Origin of the sequence: Thermanaerosceptrum fracticalcis (genome assembly GCF_000746025.2) — a bacterium.
Taxonomy (GTDB): domain Bacteria; phylum Bacillota; class Peptococcia; order DRI-13; family DRI-13; genus Thermanaerosceptrum; species Thermanaerosceptrum fracticalcis.
Window position 1 is genome coordinate 1377187 of record NZ_CP045798.1, and the last position, 23132, is coordinate 1400318.

A 23132-nucleotide genomic window follows, 5' to 3' on the forward strand; every position below is an offset into this window, starting at 1 on the left:
CCCTCCCTTTCCTATAAAAGATAAGCAATCAGTAAGGTAGCCAGGGTTGAATAAATTAACAGGCCGGTAATATCAATGGCAGTAGAGATGAAAGGCGCCGAAGCTACCGCCGGGTCAATACCAATCCTGCGGAAGATGAGAGGCACCAGCGTACCCATCGTCGCCGCTGTCAGCATATTGCCTAACATGGCCAGTCCCACTACAATACCGAGCATGGGTTTCTGCTGCCAGACAGAGGCAATAACACCTACGATAAGGCCCAAAATAGACCCTATGGCCGCCCCTACCAGGGACTCTCTTAAAACAACGGTAAAAATCTGGTCTTCTTTAATCTGTCCCGTAGCAATACCCCGTACGGTTACGGTCGAAGACTGGGTGCCCACGTTGCCACCCATGCCTGTAAGAAGCGGGATAAAAAAGGCCAGGGCTACTACGGCATCAATCTGTTCGGAAAAACCGCTTAAAACCCGGCCCGAGACCAAACCACCCAACATGGTGATAAAAAGCCAGGGGAGCCGAGCCTTCAGAGAGGCAAAAATCCTCTGAAAAAACTCTTCCTCCTCCTCTTCTTCTTCACCGGCGGCACCGGCCAAACGGTACAAGTCTTCCGCAGCTTCCTCATGAATAACGTCGATGACGTCGTCTACCGTAATAATCCCCAGGAGAGAATTGTCATGGTCAATAACAGGTACGGCGAGAAAATTATATTTGGTAACAATACGGGCAACTTCTTCCTGGTCCATATCTACAGGGACACTGACGACTTTCCTGCGCATGATATCGCGAATGAGGGAATCAGGGTTGGCGATGATTAACTCCCTTAAGGAGATAACCCCAACCAGCTGGTTTTTCAAATTTATCACGTAGACATAATATACTGTTTCGGCATCAGGTGCTATCTCCCGCAGAACCTCAATAGCCCTGGCTGCCGTAATATCCTCCCGTACAGCCACATATTCGGTGGTCATCAGGCCCCCGGCCGTGTCTTCGCGGTAGGTCATGAGTTCCCGGACGTCCTGCTGGTCCTCCGACTCCAGGAGCTCCAGGTACTTGTTCTGCTCCTGATCCGACAATTCACTCAAAAGGTCGGCGGCATCGTCAAAAGACATCTCTTCCAGGATCTCACCGGCCCGCTCCTCATTTAAGTGACCTAAAAGCTCTCCTCCTAACTCAGGATCAAGCTCATTAAGGACCAGGGCCGCCGTCTCGCTGTCCAGCAAGGATAAGATCCACTGCTGTTCTTTAAGCTCCAGTTCTTCGATGATTTCCGCAATATCTACAGGCTGCAAGTCATTAAGAAAGGTTTTGGCTTTTTCTGCGTCAAGATGGGCGATATATGCTTCCAATTCCTCAAGAAGTAATTTCTTATCTTTAACCATGCTGCATCCTCCTTTCTCCTAGGGGAGCAGCACAAAAGACGGGATCTTCAGTGATTCTGCTCCCCTATTTATTTTAAGTTTGGCCTGCTAGGGGGGTACGAATCCACTAAAACCCACCTCCACTATTGTTTACTAAAACAGGGTAAGCCTTTCCGGAGAAGAAAGGCTTACCATCAAATCTACTCTATCAAGTTTAATCCTACGTGTCAAGAAAGGTACGCTCCATCTTGCCCATCTTTTTTTTGTACAGAAACGCACTGGTTAAGGCCGTAAAGGGAACGGCCAGAAACAAACCGATACTCCCCGCTAAAGCCCGGATGATTTCCACGGCGATCATGTCCAGGTTGATAAATTTTAAATACGGCACGTTGTTGGCCATTAATAAAAGCATCAGGGGCAGGGAACTTCCTGTATAGGCCAGGATAAGGGTGTTGGCCATGGTCCCGATAATATCCTTACCCACGTTCAGACCGCTTTGGAAGAGGTGACGGAAGGTGAGTTCCGGGTTAAGCTCATTCATTTCGCTGATGCTGGAAGCAATAGACATGGCCACGTCCATGACTGCTCCCAGGGCACCGATAATAATACCCGCAAACAATAAACCGGTCACATCCAGGGTCCCCCGGGTAAAACTATAGTAAAGCATTTGACTCTCTTCGGAATTAAGGCCGTTGACCCTGGTGAGAACGATAACGTATTTGGCCAGGCCCCCTCCCAGGACCAGTCCTATCACCGTCCCGGTGATGGCGGCCAGGGACTTTTTGCTGAAACCGGTAATCAACATGTGGGTAATAATGGTGACTCCGGTACAGATCAAGATGCTAACCGTAATAGGGTTTTTCCCCGCCAGAATGGCTGGGAGTAAAATCTTAAAAACGGCCAGACACGTAATGATTAAAGAGAGAAGGGTCTTAAATCCTTGCCTGAGCCCAATAGCCAGAATGGAACCGGAAAAGATGAGTGCCAGTAACCCCAGATAATGATCGCGGGCCAGGCTGGAGATATAGGCTTCTTTAAGGACAAAATCCTCTACATCCAGGCTTACCACAACCTTATCCCCGGGTTTAACCATAAAGTCATAGGCAGGATTACTATCCTGATAATGAACGGTGTCAATAAGCCTGCCTTTATAAAAACCTTCCGTGATTTTGAGGCGCACAGCCCACTGTTTCTCAAGTAAGGCCGGATTGTTCTTTTCTCCCCCGGCGGGAGCCATTTCTTTAACGTCCAGGACAACCCCTTTGGTCAGGACTTCAGGGTTATCCTGCTTTTCATATTGCAGGGTACTACTGTAAAAATAACCTGCACAAATGATGACAAGAGAGATGAGGAAAGCCCAAAAACGCTGCATAGTCCACCCCTAGTTTGCTTAGTTTCTTTTTCTCATTATATCCCGGATGGACAGGATTTGTCTTTGGCAAGTGCCAGTAATCCACAGCCTGAAATATTAGTACTGCTCAGAATAGCCAAACTCACGTAAAAGCCTCTCCCGGTTGCGCCAGTCGGCCTTTACCTTCACCCAGAGTTCCAAAAATACTTTGTTGCCTAGCAATCTTTCGATATCCTGGCGAGCCTGGCTGCCGATGTTTTTCAACATCTCACCTTTTTTACCGATTAATATTCCCTTCTGGGAGTCACGCTCCGTATAGATTGTGGCCCCCACATAGACCAGTTCCGGGGAGCGCCTTTCCATCAGTTCTACTTCCACTGCCACGGAATGGGGTACTTCCTCCCGGGTGGCCTGGATTACTTTTTCCCTGATGAGTTCGGCCACAATGAGTCTTTCCGGCTGGTCGGTAATGGCATCCTCCGGGTAATACTGGGGCCCGGGCGGTAAATACTGCAGGGTGGCCCGGATGAGGGAGTCTGTATTCTCACCCTTGAGCGCGGAGATAGGTACTACCTCCGTCCATTTATGCTTGCCCTGATAAAACTCAATCAAGGGTAGGATCTCTGGTTTAGGAATCCGGTCAATTTTATTCAGGAGAAGGAAAACAGGCGTGTTAACCTTGGACAAGGCATCTATCACATAGGCTTCCCCACCTCCGAAAGGAACGGTCACATCCACCAGATAATAAATAACATCCACTTCATGTAAAGTATCCAGGGCAGTGCTCACCATATATTCTCCCAGTTTATCCTTGGGTTTGTGAATGCCGGGAGTATCCAGGAAAATGATCTGCCCCTCGCTTTTTGTCAGGACTCCCATGATTTTATTGCGGGTAGTCTGGGGCTTGTCTGACATAATGGCAATCTTTTGCCCGATGAGCGTATTCAGTAAGGTTGATTTACCGGCATTGGGCCGCCCGATGAGAGCCACAAAGCCGGAACGGTATTCCTTATCAGTCATTACAAGTATCCTGGTTTCTGAAAGCTAAACATATCTGATTTATACAGGATAATCCAGATTCATTTAGTTTTCTCTCCCGTCAACTAACGAGAGGCAGTGTCACAGGATTCAACTGCCAGGCCATAAGCTCTCGCTTATGTTCCGGGTGGTTTGCCTTGCGGTTCACCGCCGTCCCGGCACTCAATTTTATCAGCATATTTCTAAAAGCAGTTGTGACTTTTAAGATCCCCTTCTGCGAAAAATACTCTTGTTCCATTGAGTGTCGGGTCCGTCCTGCCCAGAAAGGGTGTTACCCTTGCCTCGGTAGTTAACTTATGACAGCAGCCTTTCACAGCGTGTACTGCTGCCATAACGCAAACTTATGAGAATAGGGTTTTACCCTACACCTAACAGTTCTTTCCGGTGAACATGCCAGGAAACCAGGCTGTTCACCCCTTTCTTCTTTAGATGTTTTAATATTGCTTTCTTGACAGCAGACCACTGCTGCCAGTTATTTAGCTTTCTAAAGCCTTCTTTTGCTTTGATAAACCTGTCTGCCAGTAATTTGGGAACTCTTTCTGAAACATGACCCAGACCCCTCCGGGCTATCACCAAGGCTGCTGCCTGGTGGTTTGATAACCCGTACTGGTGCTGGTATTTCAGAATTCCTATTACCGAGGTAAAGGCCGGTTTTACTTTGAACACCGGCACTCCTTCCCTCAAAGCCCTCCGTTCTGCATCTGCCAAAAATTTTGACCAGACAAAACCGTGACTCATACGGTTAAATTTGGCCGTTACGGACTTGTCGTGTTTAAGCTTTAAGTCCTCTGTCACCAGGGCGCTGCCTGTTTCCTTTGCCAGAGCCACTACTTTCTTTACCGTTTCTCCAATAAGGTTATCCCTCCGGTTGCTTCCGGCATAAGTCCATTCTCCCTGTCTTAACCACTGACTGCCACGGTACTGCCCCAGGTAGTCTGTCAGAGCCACCCCTAAGCCGTCAGGGTTGGTATCTACCCCAACAACACTGTGGGCATGATAGGGAACCGGAATATCTTCTTCGATGGTGACATGAATATAGTACCTGCCGTCCTTACGGATTATTTCTATTTGATAGGCAGCGCCTGTTTTTAGATAATCCACTACCATCTGCCGGTAGTTCCGTCCGTTAATTTTACCCGTCTTTTTTGAGGGTTTATGGGCCAGGTAGACCGGCGCTGTAATCCGGTTATATCTGACAGTTTTCTCCGTCTGCACCTGTTCCGCTGCTATATCAAGATAGATTTGACCATCAACTTCGTATAAGCGAGTGTTCAAGTTGCCGCCCTTGGTCTTGTCTCCCCGGGACAGGTAACGGTTGCTTCTTGCTTCCTGCCATTCTTTCCGGGTGATATTGCCTTTACATCTTTCCAGAAACAGTTTTTTGCCGCCGAAAACAACTGCCGGAAAGGTCTTGGCTTCCAGATGTTTTTGCCAGTATGACAGCTTTCTTTGTTCTTTCGCCAGCCGTTTTTGCAGGTTGGCTTTTTTCCTGGACGATTTGGCTTTGGCTATTCGCTTTTGGGTAAATTCTACTTTGGCCAGAGTATTGGCGTAGTGTAATTTTACCAATTGATGTTGGCTTTTGATGGTGCTTTGGGCATCATACACCGCATCGTTAGCCTGCCGGGAGTTGAGGTTATACTTGACTTGCACGCCTTGGCGGATGTCCTGGATTCCTTTGCCTTCCAGTAATCTTTTAAAGCTCCACCTGACTGCTGCACAGTAACGGGCCATGAGGTTATCGAGGTAGGCTTGCTGGGTTTCGGTGAGTTCAAGGATTACTCCCATCGCTGTCGTTTTCACCGGCAGCCACCTCGCTTTCAATGACAGTTATCTCTTCACCAATCAAAGCCATTATCTGCGATTCTTTATAACGCCTGTGACCGCCGGGTGTGCGCAATGGTTTTAATTTCCCTTCTCTTTCCCGGCGGCGCAACGTGTGAGGCCATACGTTTAGTAGCTTTGCTGCCTGATGAGATGTTAGCATCTTTTCCATTGACACCACCCCTTGCCATTATTCTAATTAGAACACTTGTTCGATGTCAATGGATTATTGTTTTTTATTTACTTTTGTTCAATTAATCTGTAACTGTTACTTACCTCCTTGAGATCAGCGGGTGTGAAGGCATAAGGTAAAAGTTCCCTGACTGTTGTTATTCTTTTTTCTCCCCGGGTATTGGCCATAATCACAGTCAGATCAGGGGCAAATTCGGCCAGGACTTGCCTGCAGGCGCCGCAAGGAGCGGCGGGATTAACCAGATCAGTTACCAGCGCCAGACGCTCAAATTTCCTCTCCCCGGCACAAACAGCTTTGAAAACAGCATTACGCTCGGCACAGCTGGTTAAACCATAGGAGGCATTTTCCACATTACAGCCTGTATAGATTTCCCCGTTTTGGGCCAAAAGGGCCGCTCCTACCTTAAAACCCGAGTACGGGGCATAAGCATGCTCCCTGGCCTGCCGCGCTTTCTCAATAAGAATGTCATCCACTTTTATTCACCTCAATAATCGACTCTCGTACCTTTGGTCACTACCTGAATCCAGGTGGGACCCGGCACCAGAGTGATACTTTTACCCTTCATATCCACAAATCGGGTAAAGCCGCCGGGCTGTTTCTGCCATAAACCTTTTATGACCTTTCCGTCACGAAAGATCAGGGCATTACCCTCACCATGGAGAATGAGCTGGAGATTGCCGTCTCCGTTCAGCACCCGGTAGGGGACATACTGCACAACAACATTGGCTGCTACAATCTGTTCACCTTTAGGGTTCACGTGGGGCTTTTCCGCCATGAACCTTTCGAAAACCTTACGTTCCTTATTATATGTATAGCGAATTTGACTCTCCCGGTTGGGGTAGAAAATATTAATTTCCTCCATGGGCTCCCCTGATATTTCGATCCCCTGGGAAATATAGGAACGCTCCGGGGGCGGTACGGTCAGGTTATAATTCAATTCTTTGGCGGCACGGCGCAAACTTTCCGAACTGGCATATAAGTTATGGGGTTTAGCCCGGTCCGGAACCCGCCAAAAAGCCGCATCTACCTGGGGTCCTCCCTCTATTTCATCCAGGTGATCTGACTTTTCCCTGTCTATGGCTTCGATAGCATCCTCTGACCCGCCTGCATGGACTAAAATGCCATTATACTCTTTAGCCAGGTCCACCAGATAAGACCTGGCACTGCGGATAGGCCCTACCAGTTCCGTCTCATACCGGCTGATAACAGCCAGGAAACGCGTCATCCCACCCTCCACGGGGGTTTCCACCACCACATCGGCCTGGTCTAAGCCCGATTGGGGCCGCGCCGCAGGGGCGTTATCGATAATCACAGCCAGAGCCCTTTTGCGCGGGGCATCCTTCCAGCCCGGGAAAGGAACCACTTCCTGCTGTTCTCTTTTCTGTTTGTCAGGATTGGTGAAATGATTAATGCCAGCTATATTTGGGGGAATATGGGGACGCATATAATAATAAGCCGCTGCACCCGATAAGATACTTAAAAATATACCTAATATGGCCCATTTTAGGAACTTTCCTCTCATCTCCCTAACCCCTTTTATCTACTCTGTAACTCTCTTTTTGGTCTCGGGAGAAATAACTCCTCCCGAAATAATCAGTTTGATACCATCTTCCACAGACATTTCCAAAGGGATAATATCTTTCTTGGGTACTAAGAGTAAAAAACCGGAGGTTGGGTTGGGTGTTGTCGGTAAAAAGACATTGACAACTTCCTCCCGGGTTTTTTCCTGAATCTCCCCTTGCGATACACCGGTGAGAAATGCCAGGGCATATAAACCTTTCCGGGGATACTCCAGCATGACCACTTGCTGAAAAGCTTTGTTCTCTTTCTGTAGTACGGTATCTAAAACTTGTTTTACCGTAACATAAACACTGCGTACTACGGGGATATGGGATAGAACTCTGTCACTTAAAGAAATCAACTGTTTTCCCAGATAATTCCTGGCGAGAAGGCCCGTTAGCAGGACGACAGTCAAAGTTAACACAAACCCTACCCCATGGACATTTTGGGCCCAGATAACCCATTCACCCAGGAGGGTGTTCCTGATCACGGGAAGGTGGCTGATAATCAAATTATCGAAAAAGTTAAAGATCAACCAGAGGGTGTAGAAACTGATGACAATAGGCAAAAGTACCAATATGCCTGCGAGAAAATAACTTTGTAATTTCTTTCTCATAAACTTCTCCCACTCCTCCTGGATGCTAACTAATCTGTAAGATTCTCCTCCCGGTTTTTCTTAATGAGGCGGAGCTTAGCAATCCGTCTTCCTACTATTTTTTCTACGATAATATGTAAATCGTCTATTTCTACTTCCTGTCCCTCATAGGGCAGTTTACCCAAGGTATGAAAGACCAGACCGCTGATGGTATCAAATTCATCATCGGGCAGGTCCAGTTCCAGGAGTTCGTTAATATCGTAAATGGAGGTACGGGCATCAACCCGCAAAGAGCCATCGGCTAAAGTCTCAATATGTTTTTCCTCCCGGTCAAATTCATCCTGGATATCACCCACAATTTCCTCAATCATGTCCTCAATGGTCACCAGACCCGCCGTACCGCCGTATTCATCCAAGACAATGGCCATATGGACCTTTTCTTTGCGCAATTCCGCAAAAAGGTCACGCACTTTTTTGCTTTCCGGCACATAATAGGCGGGCCGCATGAGACGGCGGATCTCCGTGATATTTTCCTGGGCGCCCAGGAGATTTTTCAAGAGATCCTTGGCATAAATGACACCTATGATGTTATCAATGGTTTGCTCGTAAACGGGAATGCGGGAATGCCCCACATCAACAATCAGATTAATCACAGAGGATAGGCTGTCATTGACATTCACGGCAATGATGTCAATGCGGGGGACCATCACTTCCCTGACCAGGGTATCGTCAAATTCAAAGATGCTGTCGATCATTTCTCTCTCATCCTGGTCAATAAGGCCTTCTTCCTGGCCCACATTCACCAGCATGCGCAGTTCTTCTTCCGTGATAAAAGGGTTTTTATCCGCAGGTCCTCCCATGAGTTTCACAATGCCATTGGTAACAAAATTCAATACTTTAATTACGGGCGATAACAATGTGGCTAAAGAGTTTAAATACCCACTAACTTTCAAAGAAAAACTTTCAGCCCTGCTGGCAGCCAGGGTTTTGGGCGTAATCTCGCCAAAGACAAGGACCAGGATGGTCATGATCCCGGTAGCAATCCCCGCACCTGTGTCCCCGAAAAAAGTGATGGCCAGGGTAGTAGCCAGGGCCGTAGCACCGATGTTCACCACATTATTGCCAATGAGGATGGTAGAAATAAGCTTATTGGGCTGATCCAGCAATTTCCTGGTAAGAATGGCGTTACGGTTTCCTTCTTCGGCCAGGTGCCGGATTTTAACCTTATTGACAGAAAAGATGGCCGTTTCCGATGCCGAAAAAAAGGCTGATAAACCCAATAGTCCCAGCAACAGTACTAGCTGGAGCATTTGCGAACCTGACAAAGATTCCGCCTCCTAGATGAAAAAAATAACCATGCCCATGATAATCGCGTTAAGGGCTGCCAGCAGAACAGCCCCCGCAGCAACGTCCTTGGCTTTCTGCGCCAGGGGATGGTCGTCAAGTGTACATAAGTCAACAGCTGACTCCACTGCAGTGTTAATCATCTCTGTAATTAATACCAGACTAATGGTCATAATAAGGAGTGCCCATTTCCATAAAACCAGATCCCGGTAATAGGCATAGACAAGAACCGTCAGAGCAAAAAACAGGTGAATCTTCATATTGCGCTCGGTTTTACTGCAAATGACAATGCCCCTTATAGCATAATGTAAGCCAAGTATTTTCTTTTTCATAAAAGTTTTATTCCCTTGTAATATTTAACTGCCCGAGGATGGCTTCCTCCAAACTGCGCATTTCAGCTTCTTCGTCCTCGTCTGTATGATCGTAACCCAGAAGATGCAGCATGCCATGGACGGTGAGGAAGGCCAATTCCCTGGTAAAGCTGTGGCCATACTCCTGGGCCTGGGCCAAAGTCATCTCCAGGGAAATAATGATATCACCCAGAAGGTGGGTATCCCCGGCTTCCACAAAGGTTCTTTCTTCTGTGATATCCTCTTCATCCAGAGCAAAGGAAAGCACATCAGTAGGACAGTCCATGGCCCGGTAGTCGCGATTCAACGCTCGAATGTTCTCATCATCTACCAAAGCCACACTAACCTCCACATTGTCCTCCAGCTCCAAATATTCCCCTGCCTTGAGGATGACATCACGAATTATTTTCTCCATCTCCGGTGTTACCGGAATTCTCGTCTGTTGATTGTCGATTAAGATCTCCATCGAGAAGATTGCTCCCTTCCATTGCTTGCAGCACATTTTCCGGGTATTCAATACGGGAATGGAAAATCCCGCTTAAAATCCTGGTAAAGGCCGTGGCAATCAAATCTAAATCCTTGAAAGTCAAAGCAGATTCATCCAACTGTCCATCCTGCAGGCGTTCTTTGATAATTTTACGCACTAAACCTTCAATTTTACCGCTGGAAGTTGAGGTCATGGAACGTACAGCAGCTTCCACATTGTCTGCCAGCATAATAATGGCAGCTTCCTTCGACTGGGGTTTGGGTGCATCGTAGCGGTAATCACTTTCTTTGACATTATCAGCGTTCCCCAATTCTAAAGCTTTATGATAAAAATAGGTAGCCAAACTGGTCCCATGGTGCTGTTGAATCAGATCAATGATCACCGGCGGTATGCCATGCTGCTTAGCCAGTTCCACACCGTCTTTGACATGGGAAGTGATAATCAAAGTACTCAAGGACGGTGTCAGCTTTTCATGGGGATTCTCCCCGCCCAACTGGTTTTCAATAAAGAAATAGGGTCTTTTCAGTTTACCGATATCGTGATAATAAGCGCCCACCCGTACCAGCAGGGAATCAGCTCCCACCGCATCGGCCGCCGCCTCACCCAGGTTACCCACCAGAATGCTGTGATGATATGTCCCGGGCGCTTCGAAAAGCAGTCTCTTTAAAAGAGGATGGTTGGGATTGGAGAGTTCCAACAAACGGACACTGGTGGTGACCTTAAATCCCGATTCCAAAAAGGGTAAGCTGCCATAAGCAAAAATAGCGGAAAAAAGCCCGTTCAAGAGCCCCAGAAAACTGCCAATAAGCATCAGTTGCCAAGAACTGTTGTTCATTAAACCGAGGGAGATAATGGTGATAATCTGGGCGAGAGCCACAAAAAGTCCGGCTTTAACCCAGTCCAGTCTCTGACTGAACTTAGAAACGCTATATATCCCCACCAGGCCGCCGGTAAAGGCATTAATGGCATAGCTAAGCTGGTTGCCAGTGAGAATTCCCACAAAAAAGCTGAGCACGGTGGTCAAAAAGATGGCCAGCTTCGTATCTAGTAAAATGGCCACTAACATAGAACCGGCGGAAATTGGTATCAGATAACCCACAAGCTCGGCTACTTGCGGCTGGGGACTAATCTTAATAGTGGCAATCAGTTTGGCCAACAGCAAGGTGATAAAAAAGAGAAGGCTTAAAAGAAGTAAATTGTTTTCCTTGCGGTACAAATCCCTGCGGTAGTGACGCAAAAACAGGATGGTAAGCACCAGCATCAATAAAACAAAGAGCCCGATTCCGCCGACGGTGACATAGGGCGAAGCTGTCCTTTGATAACCCATAAGTTTCAAAATTTCTATATGTTCGGCGGTTACGACTTCTCCCTCACCAACAATTTTCTGATCTTTACGGATGGTCACAAAAACAGGGCCTTCATTCCTTTGGGCTTCTTCTCTCGCTTTGCGGGTGGCATCTTCATCCAGAAGATGGTTGGGTCTGAATTCAACTTTATGCAAAACGCCCTTAATCAGTTCTTTATAGGAGGCTTTGATATTCAACAGCTCAACCTGGGAAAATATTTTCGTTAATCTTTCATCTACTTCGTTTGTTTTTACCCCGTTCTGCCACTGGGCCCTGACCAGACTAATGGTTTCCGCCCGCAAGGCCTTAATGGTCTCAGTTTCAATGGTCAGGAGGTTATTGGCCGTGTCCTCGCTAATTTTGAATTCATTTTTAATAGTCCGTACTTTTTCCTTATTATCCAGAGCATCATTTTTGGTAATGTTTAAAAAGTCCTGAAAAGTACGGGCAATATCTTCCTCCAGCTCGGACAGCACCTTCTTGTCCATTACATAAACATCAGGGATCTTTTCCGCGGCCAAACGTTTGCGTTCCGCAGTTTTCTTGGCATCTTCAAAGGTAATGGTCTGGCGGGCCTTGATGGTATAGGGGGCCACCTCTCCTTCCTTTAAAGAGTAATTCTCCGGCAGGAAGTGGGTGGCAAAGATACCCATTATCCCTAAAAAGAAAATAAGAAACCAGGTAAACCGGCGTACCTTCCTGTTCACCCAGATATTTCCTATAAACTTTGGAGGCTGAATTCTCCTTTTGTTACCAGTTATAGTGATCTCCTCCTATAAACCCTTGGCATTACCTTCTTCTTCCTGTCTCTGGTACTCCTCGTAAGCCAGGATAATGCGCTGTACTACAGGGTGCCTGATCACATCGGCCTGGCTTAAATACTGAAAACTTATGCCTTTAATACCTTTCAGGATTTTCTGTACCACGACCAGGCCGGAGTTAGCATTCTTTGGTAAGTCTACCTGGGTAACATCGCCTGTCACTACCGCTTTGGAACCAAAGCCAATCCGGGTGAGAAACATTTTCATCTGCTCCGGGGTAGTATTCTGTGCTTCATCCAGAATGATAAAGGAATCATCCAGTGTTCTTCCCCGCATATATGCCAGGGGTGCTATTTCGATAACGGACTTATCCATATAGCGCTGGGCCGTTTCAATACCCAGTACATCATAAAGACCGTCATAAAGGGGACGAAGATAAGGGTCTACCTTCTCCTGTAAGTCACCGGGCAGAAAGCCTAACTTCTCGCCTGCTTCCACAGCGGGACGGGTGAGAATGATACGGTTTACTTCTTTATTTTTCAAAGCCGTAACTGCCATGACCACAGCGAGATACGTTTTGCCCGTCCCGGCAGGACCAATGCCAAAAACGATGTCATGGTTTTTGATGGCCTGGACGTAATTATACTGACCAATGGTTTTGGGTTTAATTTGTCTGCCCCTGGCCGTAACCTGCAGCACCTGGTTCAGCATATCTGTCAAATTAGCGCCTTTACCTTCGGTTACCACTCTTAAACAGTAGTTAATATCGGGAATCGTAATCACGTTTCCGGTACGAATCAATTCAATAAGCTGGTTAAAGACCTCATAAGCTATATCCACTTCTTCGGAACTGCCCGTGATCAGTATTTCACCGCCCCGGGCCACAATTTTTGCTCCCAAATGGTTTTCCAGGAACTTCAGGTTCTCATCCTGGAGTCCATATAAGACTGCTGCTTCCTGATTACTGAGACTCAAGTGCCTTTCTTTGATAGCAGTCAATGAGTTAGTAACCTCCTTGCTTCGTAAAATGAAATACATTCCTAATTATATATTATACCCTATAGGAAGTCAGGAAGAAACTTTATAAACGCCTATGTCCTCGATAGTTTCCAGGAAATAAAGGGCTTTAATCAAACCCTTTTTCTCTGCAGGCACGGGCTCATGTCCTTCTTTAATAATACGGTGGTCTTGAGGGAGTGCTTTCAGTAATTCCGCACGGGCCCTCTTCACGGCTTCCTGGTACGCTCCTTCCACACCCCAGTTCTTCTCATAATGCTCTTGTTGGAAATAAGTATCAGTTATTAATTCGACAGGAGGTAGTATATTCCTGCCCTGGAATAGGGTTTTCACCAGTCTAATCTTGCGATACCGCTCATAAGGTACAGTTTTGGGGCCGCTGACAATAACCTCCCTCCCCATAAATCTTAGGATGACAATAGTTGTCTCGGCGCCTGTATCCAAATCCCCTTCTTCCTTTACAGCACACTGTCCAATCAGTTTCCGTGTTACCTTAGAGCGTACCACACCACGGGCCCGTACCCTTTCGGGATTACCGCTGGGTGTAATACTGCCGTCCTGGTTCACCTGTATTTGCGGGTAGACTAACCCCTGGATCAGTACCTGACCCTTGGTTACCATATCCCCCTCTTTGATCAGAGGTGTACCTTTCAACACTAAAAGTTCTTCCACCTGTCCATCCATACCGGCCACCAAATCCGCCGGTTTACTGTCATCTGTATAAGGGACTACCGTTTTTTCCACCACTTCGATAATCACCTTGGTTCCCTGGATAGTGATTCCCACCCAGGCCAATTCAGGGATTTCAATAAGTAGTTTTTCTTTAACTGTCTCTTTATTAAAGCTTTTGATGGGTACTCCTTTTTTCAGTCCCCGCTCCTCCACTTTAGTTAAGATAAGATCGCCAGGCACCCTTTCATTACCCCGGATTTCGATGAACCAAACGAAAGAGCTAAGCAGGTAAAGGGTTAAACAAAAAAATAGTACCCCGGAGACAAGGATTTTTCGTTTTTGCGCCCGGAAAAGCCAAAAAGGGAATCCTTTTTTTTCCCTGATTTTAACCTTACAGGAAGACCTCCTGACAATATGGCGCAAGGCCTTGTATCCCCCCAAACGAACTTTCAGGCGAAAATAGCCCTTATCCACCTGGCGTATATCCCACAGGTATATTCCCCTGCTCATGGCCATATTAATAACTCTTTCGGGATTTTCCCCCCAGAGGTTCACTTCCACATAACCGGTCAGCATCCCGTACCATTTCATCTTTCTCCCTCCTACCGGTTAAACTGAACCGACTTGATATGACCGTCCAGATACATCTCTTCCCGTGTGATATTGCGAATGACCAGTTTTTCACCGCCAATTTCCAGTTCCCCAATAGCTATAGCGATACGGATTTTCTCAGAAGTATATTCAATAATTCCCCGGTGGTTTTCTATATAGAGCTGAATATCCCCAATGAGAGTGATTTTGGGTAAATCCAGGATAATTTCTTTGGGAATATCCAGGTAATGTGCAATTTTTTGCTGAACGTTTTTGCTGTGCTGGTTTAGATTCATTGCTGCTCCCCTCCCATCTTCCTTTTCATTTTATGCCTGGCAGCGGGCAATAAGAACAAAACCCCTATGGAGTAACCCGGGAAGAAAAAAACCTCCCTGCACCAATAGCACAGAGAGGTTTTTGTATATGGTAAATTTACTATGAACCATTCGGGTCCGATGCTGCCCAGTAAAATACCAACAGCGATGGCAAATAAGAGCTTTGGTAATAGTCCTAGTCTTTTCATTTGCACCTTCTCCTTCTACGTCAAATTTTTCGCCGTATACAGCATACAACAGCATTGGAGAAGTGCCCATGGGCCAAAATATGGTTAGAATAAGTTTATACTGCTTCATGATTGAAGAGCATTGTCAATAATCCTTTGCATCTCTTTATGACAGCATTGACCAGACGGATTGTTTGTGAGACATTTGCCATGCTTCATTGCCCCTGTTATTTCCGTCACAGCTTTCAAATCTTTAGCTCCTTTATTTATTACAGCGTTTATGACTTCCTCAACCGTAACTTTATTGCAATAACAGGCATATTTAGGGCTAGCCCCTTCTTTAAACCAGACAGGCATCTTTACTTCCTGTTGGGTATATACATTGCCATTGGTATCAAAGTACACAATGTCACATTTGGGATTTGCACATAAATAATAGTCATTTTCTTTTATTTGGGGTACTAAATCTTCTGCCACTAAATTTTTCACAGTAATACTTTTTACCAGCTGCCCCATAGTCTGACAAACAGGGCATCGGGCAAAGTTATTTTCCTTTTCGCAACAGCAATCACACATGTGAGAATCACTTCCTTAACCAGGTATTATATCAGCGATTTATCGTATTACAGATGAAAGGACATTTCAAATTGTGCGGCAATCTTTTTACCTAAACACCTTCAAACGCTAACTTCTTCTCTTTCATTAGGTATTATATGCCCAATCTCCAGAAATATATTTGGCAATATACCTGCAATAATCCCAGGGATTACTGCAAATAAAAGCGGGAAACCCAAACAATGACCACTATGATCCAGAAGAGGATATTCTATTGGGTTACCACTCTTTTCCTAAATTATACCATAAGTAGAGAATTTCTGATGTAGTAATCTCCTTACCCTCTCTACCTGGCTACTAACCCAGATAAGCCGGAGATAAAGATACCAATCCCTCGACATAAAGGAGATGTCCCAATCGGTACATTACATAACATCCTAAAAGCGGCGGGCTGAAATAAGCCCCTCGTTTAAATACTTATAGATTACTAAAATGGGTTTGTTAATCTATTTGACGTTGATACAGATCTTTATCGAAAAGAAAATGATAATCGTGCAATTAAAAAAACACTTAGTATACCAAATTGGCTAAACACAAAAGCGGAAAAAGCTAATATAAATTTTTCTCAAACCTTGAAAATGCTTTGATTAAAGAATTAAATATAGATAAACAAGTTATAAGAAAGCGGCCTTAATAGGGCTGCTTTTTTCATTACCATCTTGTCTGTTTCATTGCACCACCATGGCTCTTTTCGATGCTCCAAGGCAAACCAAAAGACTTTCAGTCCCCATGTATCGGGTCTATTCAATGGAACTAGGCCGGATTGCCGCATACCCACCGCCGCTTCCCACATCTTTCAGTCCCCATGTATCGGGTCTATTCAATGGAACGAGAAAGGGCATATTAGAAAAATAAAGCCTGAAATTCTTTCAGTCCCCATGTATCGGGTCTATTCAATGGAACATAGATGAAAGGGGTGGATAAGGCTTTATGACTTTTCTTTCAGTCCCCATGTATCGGGTCTATTCAATGGAACAGTGATGCAACAATATCAACATGGCTTGAATCATCATCTTTCAGTCCCCATGTATCGGGTCTATTCAATGGAACTAGGCCGGATTGCCGCATACCCACCGCCGCTTCCCACATCTTTCAGTCCCCATGTATCGGGTCTATTCAATGGAACGAGAAAGGGCATATTAGAAAAATAAAGCCTGAAATTCTTTCAGTCCCCATGTATCGGGTCTATTCAATGGAACTGAGGTGATAATCATGCCTAAACATGTTATGTTTGACTTTCAGTCCCCATGTATCGGGTCTATTCAATGGAACGTCGGGTGGGGACCAGACAATGAACCCCTGGTCGTACCTTTCAGTCCCCATGTATCGGGTCTATTCAATGGAACTGCTCTATCTCGGCCAGCAATCATTCTTAACTTACTAACTTTCAGTCCCCATGTATCGGGTCTATTCAATGGAACGCAAGATTCCTTATAAGAATCCTTTTAAAATTTTCGTCTTTCAGTCCCCATGTATCGGGTCTATTCAATGGAACTGATGATCACAACGTCGAAGATGTCAGCGACAAATGCGCTTTCAGTCACCATGTATCGGGTCTATTCAATGGAACTGCTGCCCAGGTGCCGACTACGCTTGATGTCACTATACCTTTCAGTCCCCATGTATCGGGTCTATTCAATGGAACAGATGTTGGCTTGTTCGTTTGTTGCCATCTGTATAGATCTTTCAGTCCCCATGTATCGGGTCTATTCAATGGAACAGTTTGCGGTGCATGCATTATTATGGCCGCAGAGGGCTTTCAGTCCCCATGTATCGGGTCTATTCAATGGAACCTGACTAAGGGGGGTGAATACCCTTGCCTATTAATTCTTTCAGTCCCCATGTATCGGGTCTATTCAATGGAACCCTTGATGGGATTGGCAAACCAGCGACTGAACGTCATCTTTCAGTCCCCATGTATCGGGTCTATTCAATGGAACATATCCCCGGGGCCGTACAGCTTTATGGTGAAATCTACCTTTCAGTCCCCATGTATCGGGTCTATTCAATGGAACTAGTTTTATCTTGAATGCCTCCCACAGGGGGAGCGGGCTTTCAGTCCCCATGTATCGGGTCTATTCAATGGAACTACAGAAAAGCCAGTGTATCAACAGGGGAAACTGGTCTTTCAGTCCCCATGTATCGGGTCTATTCAATGGAACAATCCGGACGGTGGATACAAGATGTTATAGATAAGTACCTTTCAGTCCCCATGTATCGGGTCTATTCAATGGAACGCGTATCAACATCTAATGTTATAACAGGACAATATTTCTTTCAGTCCCCATGTATCGGGTCTATTCAATGGAACTTTTGCATTGAAAAAGTCAATAACAAAGCAATTTTGGACTTTCAGTCCCCATGTATCGGGTCTATTCAATGGAACAAAAGGAGGTATGGGAATGGCGAACATAAAACAGTTTGCTTTCAGTCCCCATGTATCGGGTCTATTCAATGGAACGTAGAGCCAAATATACAACAGAGGGTTGAGAAAGAGTCTTTCAGTCCCCATGTATCGGGTCTATTCAATGGAACAAAAGTTACTGCCGTATTTGCAGGAGTTGTTCTAACAACTTTCAGTCCCCATGTATCGGGTCTATTCAATGGAACACGTCTGCTGTCAAGGAAATTCCTTATGTCCGAGAAAACTTTCAGTCCCCATGTATCGGGTCTATTCAATGGAACTTACTCCTCTGTCCACGAATTGTAATGGTTTCTATGACTTTCAGTCCCCATGTATCGGGTCTATTCAATGGAACCCCGGTTGTAAAAATGCCGCCGAAGAAAAATTATGAGGCTTTCAGTCCCCATGTATCGGGTCTATTCAATGGAACGCCGCCCTCAGCAGGTCAGCCAACTCGAACATGTCTTCTTTCAGTCCCCATGTATCGGGTCTATTCAATGGAACTCATGAAATGATAAATCTAGAAATGGATGTCAGGGGCTTTCAGTCCCCATGTATCGGGTCTATTCAATGGAACTACTACTGATGCGGTGAACGGGTATGATTATACTTGCGCTTTCAGTCCCCATGTATCGGGTCTATTCAATGGAACCGATATGTTTCACTGTCTGCCTCCTGGCGGTTTTTGATACTTTCAGTCCCCATGTATCGGGTCTATTCAATGGAACTCATCGGTAAACCTACTAGTGTAATGAAACAAGAACTCTTTCAGTCCCCATGTATCGGGTCTATTCAATGGAACTTTTCTCTTTCTCCGTCCTGGGCCATGTCATCAAGTATCCTTTCAGTCCCCATGTATCGGGTCTATTCAATGGAACATAAACTGATTGAACGAGGAAACGAATTGGAAGAACTAACTTTCAGTCCCCATGTATCGGGTCTATTCAATGGAACGGTAATGCTATCGGTGATATGCGGGTAGTTGCTAATGACTTTCAGTCCCCATGTATCGGGTCTATTCAATGGAACGGACGATGGTGCCTATACGGTTTATAGCCGAGAGCCTCTTTCAGTCCCCATGTATCGGGTCTATTCAATGGAACAGTTGGTTCTTTCATTATTTGAAAATTTTACTAGTATCTTTCAGTCCCCATGTATCGGGTCTATTCAATGGAACATTCGGACCTATGGCCATTCACCGTCAATACTATATACTTTCAGTCCCCATGTATCGGGTCTATTCAATGGAACGTTCCTGCGTCAGGCGAAAAGAATCGCACGATAGGAGCTTTCAGTCCCCATGTATCGGGTCTATTCAATGGAACTAGCCCTATCTTCTAAACTGCCTAAAATATTCTTCCGCCTTTCAGTCCCCATGTATCGGGTCTATTCAATGGAACAAAATACAAATCGTAGCAGTTATAGAGACAATTACATCCTTTCAGTCCCCATGTATCGGGTCTATTCAATGGAACTCTCGATTAGTTTATTCAGATACCATTGCGCCTTTTGTCTTTCAGTCCCCATGTATCGGGTCTATTCAATGGAACGCTATATGTCATCTCATCAAGTTGGCAATCCTTTGGCCTTTCAGTCCCCATGTATCGGGTCTATTCAATGGAACGTCCCGGCAATCACGCAATCTCTGCTCTGCTTCTTTCCTTTCAGTCCCCATGTATCGGGTCTATTCAATGGAACAGGGCCATGCGACACGGGCCCGGGGTCCCGGTGTCAAACTTTCAGTCCCCATGTATCGGGTCTATTCAATGGAACAATCAAAAAAGAAGGATTGCTTGAGCAAAAAATAAAGCCTTTCAGTCCCCATGTATCGGGTCTATTCAATGGAACGTGTGCGGTGGAAATGGATATAGTGCAGGTTGTTTCCCCTTTCAGTCCCCATGTATCGGGTCTATTCAATGGAACGCTTCTTCCATATAGTCGTCTGTGTATGATTTTTTAGCTTTCAGTCCCCATGTATCGGGTCTATTCAATGGAACCCTTTGAGAATAAAAAATCCGGTTAGAATCGACATAACCTTTCAGTCCCCATGTATCGGGTCTATTCAATGGAACTGCAATTTTTGGACAAGCCGAAGAAGGAAGAATCATACTTTCAGTCCCCATGTATCGGGTCTATTCAATGGAACGTAAAACAACTTCTGCAATTATAGCAGCCTATAACGTCTTTCAGTCCCCATGTATCGGGTCTATTCAATGGAACTTAAATCAAACCCTAATTGGGAATATGTTGGAATGTATTCTTTCAGTCCCCATGTATCGGGTCTATTCAATGGAACTGCACTGGCTAGAAAAATAACTCAACCTGCAAAGGATCTTTCAGTCCCCATGTATCGGGTCTATTCAATGGAACCCGACATCACAAAAGAACTGATGGAAAGTCAAAAACTTTCAGTCCCCATGTATCGGGTCTATTCAATGGAACAGATACCGCATATAACGATTATCGGACAAAGAAAATAACTTTCAGTCCCCATGTATCGGGTCTATTCAATGGAACCCAGGAGGCAGATAGTGAAACGTATCGGGAAAGGGTATCTTTCAGTCCCCATGTATCGGGTCTATTCAATGGAACTCGCCTCGTAGTATTTCTCCTTTCCAGACAAATATATCTTTCAGTCCCCATGTATCGGGTCTATTCAATGGAACGTGTCATCATGTGCTTTATAAAATCCCACAATGCAAACTTTCAGTCCCCATGTATCGGGTCTATTCAATGGAACGCTCCTTGAGCGGTCACTTTCCCCATCGGTAACTTCAACTTTCAGTCCCCATGTATCGGGTCTATTCAATGGAACTATTAAGGAAGCGTAATCATTATCTAAATCGATTTTTTCTTTCAGTCCCCATGTATCGGGTCTATTCAATGGAACGCCGATAACAAGATATCAATAAGCTGCAAGATTATAACTTTCAGTCCCCATGTATCGGGTCTATTCAATGGAACTCAACACTTCCAATATTGGCAATTCTATACATTTGTTCTTTCAGTCCCCATGTATCGGGTCTATTCAATGGAACGCAGAAGGAAAAAATAAATTGACAGAGGATGATTTTTCTTTCAGTCCCCATGTATCGGGTCTATTCAATGGAACGACCGAAACCCGTAATTCTATATTACGGTTACTTAGATCTTTCAGTCCCCATGTATCGGGTCTATTCAATGGAACAGACCAAGCGTTTCCATTACGGCGTAGACTTTGCCGCTTTCAGTCCCCATGTATCGGGTCTATTCAATGGAACTGATAAGAGTGAAGTCTTGAGTGGCAGGCGGTAAGGCCAACTTTCAGTCCCCATGTATCGGGTCTATTCAATGGAACGCAATGTTTATGGGTTCGTTACTCCGGTAGACTTCCTCTTTCAGTCCCCATGTATCGGGTCTATTCAATGGAACTTCAATTTTTCACAACAATAACGTACTATTCGAGTTGGCTTTCAGTCCCCATGTATCGGGTCTATTCAATGGAACTCCTGGGGAGTCCGAGGGGCAGGGGTCCCCGTGTCAACTTTCAGTCCCCATGTATCGGGTCTATTCAATGGAACCAACTCAAGACGAACCTTTATATTTCGAACTTACAACCGACTTTCAGTCCCCATGTATCGGGTCTATTCAATGGAACAAAAAGTCCTGCTCAAATGGGGCGAAGGGCTAAGTTTGCTTTCAGTCCCCATGTATCGGGTCTATTCAATGGAACAATTACTGGAAAAAATGCGTAGCGAACAAAAAGAAATACTTTCAGTCCCCATGTATCGGGTCTATTCAATGGAACTGATGTATTCCCCTTTCGGGGCTGACTGGTTGAAACTGCCTTTCAGTCCCCATGTATCGGGTCTATTCAATGGAACGAAGCCTGCGGGGGCGATAAGGCTCTGGAGAATATTCCTTTCAGTCCCCATGTATCGGGTCTATTCAATGGAACCGACTTTGGCGAAATGCCTAGAAATGGCTTGTGACTTGCGTTTCGGGACTCCAAAATAAATCAAGCTACATCTATTTTTCCGCAAAAATATTTTCTGTTTGAAATACCAGGTCTTTTGCGAAAATACCATTTCCCCCTATTACGAACCAAATCGTAGATAAACGCTAACTACTATAAGCTTTCCCCCTTTCAAATCATTTCTTGCAAACATTCATAAGATAATTTCTATAAAAGATAAGATAAATCCTGTCTTTTAAAGAAAAATATTAGCCAAGGCAGTTACGGTAATAAGGGCAGGTATCATAGCAGTTCTGGGCAATTCCGGGGTCAATTTCCTCATAAATCATCCGCATTTTTTCATCCCGTTCTTCGATAAACCATTGTCTTAACTCATCATCAATAATGTGAATGTCTTTTTTTACGCTCAGTCTTCCATTCTTAAATTCCGCATAGACTAAGCACCCCAGGTTAACTGGAAATTCATGAATAGCCTCCATCACCAGAGCATAACCGGTAGTAGTCAAGCGGTGAAATTTTTTAGGTTCCCCAAACTTAAGGTCAATGATCATGGGTTCTGAGAAAGTAAAAGCATCGGCGCTTAAATTTTGGCTCAACCCCAGGAATGACCCGTCCAATTTCTGCTCTACTACCACGGGAATAGCTAAGGAGACCAAGGAATCTTCGGCAATATAAGGTTGCTTTATTAAAATTTCCTGGATACGGGCAACAATCCTTGAAGTCTCAAAGTTGGCGAGGATTTCAGCGTCTCTTGCTAAACTACTGAATTCTTCTTCGGAAAGTTGGGAGCGATACCGTTCAAAATTTGTTTTGAAAGGAATTTTATGCTCTTGTAAAAACTCCTGGTAGTTACCCACACCATGGAGATAGATGAGTTTCTTTGCCCGGACCAGTACATCAACCAAAACCTGGTGTAAAAGTTTACCCCGAAGCATGGCAGCATTGGGCCTCGCTTTTACACCATCTATGCGACGCAAAAATAAATCGCGGTTAGTTGGGCAGTAAGAATTGGCGATTTCATAGAGGGCAAGCTTAATATCATACACGGGCTCCAAGGGAGGCTGATTCCAATTCCAGCCCCTGAGTTCATCGGCTATATCCATCTGCCTGGACTTAGGCAAATAACTCTTTAGTAATTGTTTGCGTTCTTCATCAGTGAGAAAATACAT

Annotated in this window: 18 protein-coding genes and 1 CRISPR repeat array; all 18 genes read right to left on the bottom strand. The window is 45.2% G+C overall.

Annotated features, from left to right (window positions below; translation table 11 throughout):
* Positions 1-11 precede the first annotated feature (11 nt).
* The 18 genes from mgtE to cas4a all read right to left on the bottom strand — a co-directional run bounded on the left by mgtE (position 12) and on the right by cas4a (position 23132).
* Positions 12-1379 carry a magnesium transporter gene (mgtE, locus tag BR63_RS07275; RefSeq protein ID WP_034422273.1) on the bottom strand — a complete coding sequence of 456 codons (1368 nt, stop codon included), beginning with the start codon at positions 1377-1379 and terminating at the stop codon, positions 12-14.
* A gap of 199 nt (positions 1380-1578) precedes the next feature.
* On the bottom strand, positions 1579-2730 hold the full coding sequence (locus BR63_RS07280) for a YibE/F family protein (protein ID WP_034422270.1): 1152 nt from the start codon (positions 2728-2730) through the stop codon (positions 1579-1581).
* A gap of 96 nt (positions 2731-2826) precedes the next feature.
* Entirely contained in the window at positions 2827-3729 is a 903-nt protein-coding gene (gene era / locus BR63_RS07285; protein WP_034422268.1) for a GTPase Era, read from the bottom strand.
* 79 nt (positions 3730-3808) lie between these two features.
* Complete coding sequence (locus BR63_RS19335; RefSeq protein WP_153802080.1) at positions 3809-3985, bottom strand: hypothetical protein; 177 nt, start codon at positions 3983-3985, stop codon at positions 3809-3811.
* A 119-nt stretch (positions 3986-4104) separates the two neighbouring features.
* Positions 4105-5550 carry an IS200/IS605 family accessory protein TnpB-related protein gene (locus BR63_RS07290; protein ID WP_187142711.1) on the bottom strand — a complete coding sequence of 482 codons (1446 nt, stop codon included), beginning with the start codon at positions 5548-5550 and terminating at the stop codon, positions 4105-4107.
* On the bottom strand, positions 5519-5743 hold the full coding sequence (locus BR63_RS07295) for a MerR family transcriptional regulator (protein ID WP_243270002.1): 225 nt from the start codon (positions 5741-5743) through the stop codon (positions 5519-5521). Before BR63_RS07295 ends, BR63_RS07290 begins: the two co-directional genes overlap by 32 nt.
* A gap of 68 nt (positions 5744-5811) precedes the next feature.
* Positions 5812-6237: a cytidine deaminase gene (locus BR63_RS07300; protein ID WP_207724774.1), complete on the bottom strand. Its 426-nt coding sequence runs from the start codon at positions 6235-6237 to the stop codon at positions 5812-5814.
* An 11-nt stretch (positions 6238-6248) separates the two neighbouring features.
* Positions 6249-7286 carry a DUF3048 domain-containing protein gene (locus BR63_RS07305; RefSeq protein ID WP_051966271.1) on the bottom strand — a complete coding sequence of 346 codons (1038 nt, stop codon included), beginning with the start codon at positions 7284-7286 and terminating at the stop codon, positions 6249-6251.
* 18 nt (positions 7287-7304) lie between these two features.
* Positions 7305-7940 carry a DUF502 domain-containing protein gene (locus BR63_RS07310; RefSeq protein WP_034425750.1) on the bottom strand — a complete coding sequence of 212 codons (636 nt, stop codon included), beginning with the start codon at positions 7938-7940 and terminating at the stop codon, positions 7305-7307.
* A 29-nt stretch (positions 7941-7969) separates the two neighbouring features.
* On the bottom strand, positions 7970-9244 hold the full coding sequence (locus BR63_RS07315; RefSeq protein WP_207724775.1) for a hemolysin family protein: 1275 nt from the start codon (positions 9242-9244) through the stop codon (positions 7970-7972).
* A gap of 12 nt (positions 9245-9256) precedes the next feature.
* On the bottom strand, positions 9257-9595 hold the full coding sequence (locus BR63_RS07320) for a diacylglycerol kinase family protein (RefSeq protein WP_034425754.1): 339 nt from the start codon (positions 9593-9595) through the stop codon (positions 9257-9259).
* 7 nt (positions 9596-9602) lie between these two features.
* Complete coding sequence (ybeY, locus tag BR63_RS07325; RefSeq protein ID WP_081908337.1) at positions 9603-10079, bottom strand: rRNA maturation RNase YbeY; 477 nt, start codon at positions 10077-10079, stop codon at positions 9603-9605.
* Entirely contained in the window at positions 10009-12153 is a 2145-nt protein-coding gene (locus BR63_RS07330) for an HD family phosphohydrolase (RefSeq protein ID WP_051966273.1), read from the bottom strand. The genes ybeY and BR63_RS07330 overlap by 71 nt, the downstream gene beginning before the upstream one ends.
* Positions 12154-12219: 66 nt before the next feature.
* The gene (locus tag BR63_RS07335) at positions 12220-13245 is read right to left on the bottom strand and encodes a PhoH family protein (protein ID WP_051966275.1); all 1026 of its coding nucleotides are present in this window, start codon (positions 13243-13245) and stop codon (positions 12220-12222) included.
* A gap of 30 nt (positions 13246-13275) precedes the next feature.
* On the bottom strand, positions 13276-14487 hold the full coding sequence (gene yqfD, locus BR63_RS07340) for a sporulation protein YqfD (protein WP_034425762.1): 1212 nt from the start codon (positions 14485-14487) through the stop codon (positions 13276-13278).
* Positions 14488-14498: 11 nt separating this feature from the next.
* On the bottom strand, positions 14499-14783 hold the full coding sequence (yqfC, locus tag BR63_RS07345) for a sporulation protein YqfC (protein WP_034425764.1): 285 nt from the start codon (positions 14781-14783) through the stop codon (positions 14499-14501).
* A gap of 332 nt (positions 14784-15115) precedes the next feature.
* On the bottom strand, positions 15116-15565 hold the full coding sequence (locus tag BR63_RS07350) for a copper chaperone Copz family protein (RefSeq protein ID WP_034425768.1): 450 nt from the start codon (positions 15563-15565) through the stop codon (positions 15116-15118).
* 756 nt (positions 15566-16321) lie between these two features.
* Positions 16322-21945: direct repeats of the CRISPR family, unit length 37 nt; unit sequence CTTTCAGTCCCCATGTATCGGGTCTATTCAATGGAAC.
* Between the two features lie 266 nt (positions 21946-22211).
* Complete coding sequence (gene cas4a, locus BR63_RS07355; RefSeq protein WP_034422469.1) at positions 22212-23132, bottom strand: type I-A CRISPR-associated protein Cas4/Csa1; 921 nt, start codon at positions 23130-23132, stop codon at positions 22212-22214.

What these genes read in the sequence shown, in the direction of transcription:
- mgtE (WP_034422273.1), bottom strand. Translation starts at nt 1,379, where the DNA reads ATGGTTAAAGATAAGAAATTACTTCTTGAGGAATTGGAAGCATATATC.
- BR63_RS07280 (WP_034422270.1), bottom strand. Translation starts at nt 2,730, where the DNA reads ATGCAGCGTTTTTGGGCTTTCCTCATCTCTCTTGTCATCATTTGTGCA.
- era (WP_034422268.1), bottom strand. Translation starts at nt 3,729, where the DNA reads ATGACTGATAAGGAATACCGTTCCGGCTTTGTGGCTCTCATCGGGCGG.
- BR63_RS19335 (WP_153802080.1), bottom strand. Translation starts at nt 3,985, where the DNA reads ATGGAACAAGAGTATTTTTCGCAGAAGGGGATCTTAAAAGTCACAACT.
- BR63_RS07295 (WP_243270002.1), bottom strand. Translation starts at nt 5,743, where the DNA reads ATGGAAAAGATGCTAACATCTCATCAGGCAGCAAAGCTACTAAACGTA.
- BR63_RS07305 (WP_051966271.1), bottom strand. Translation starts at nt 7,286, where the DNA reads ATGAGAGGAAAGTTCCTAAAATGGGCCATATTAGGTATATTTTTAAGT.
- BR63_RS07310 (WP_034425750.1), bottom strand. Translation starts at nt 7,940, where the DNA reads ATGAGAAAGAAATTACAAAGTTATTTTCTCGCAGGCATATTGGTACTT.
- BR63_RS07320 (WP_034425754.1), bottom strand. Translation starts at nt 9,595, where the DNA reads ATGAAAAAGAAAATACTTGGCTTACATTATGCTATAAGGGGCATTGTC.
- ybeY (WP_081908337.1), bottom strand. Translation starts at nt 10,079, where the DNA reads ATGGAGATCTTAATCGACAATCAACAGACGAGAATTCCGGTAACACCG.
- BR63_RS07335 (WP_051966275.1), bottom strand. Translation starts at nt 13,245, where the DNA reads ATGTATTTCATTTTACGAAGCAAGGAGGTTACTAACTCATTGACTGCT.
- yqfD (WP_034425762.1), bottom strand. Translation starts at nt 14,487, where the DNA reads ATGAAATGGTACGGGATGCTGACCGGTTATGTGGAAGTGAACCTCTGG.
- yqfC (WP_034425764.1), bottom strand. Translation starts at nt 14,783, where the DNA reads ATGAATCTAAACCAGCACAGCAAAAACGTTCAGCAAAAAATTGCACAT.
- BR63_RS07350 (WP_034425768.1), bottom strand. Translation starts at nt 15,565, where the DNA reads ATGTGTGATTGCTGTTGCGAAAAGGAAAATAACTTTGCCCGATGCCCT.
- cas4a (WP_034422469.1), bottom strand. Translation starts at nt 23,132, where the DNA reads ATGTATTTTCTCACTGATGAAGAACGCAAACAATTACTAAAGAGTTAT.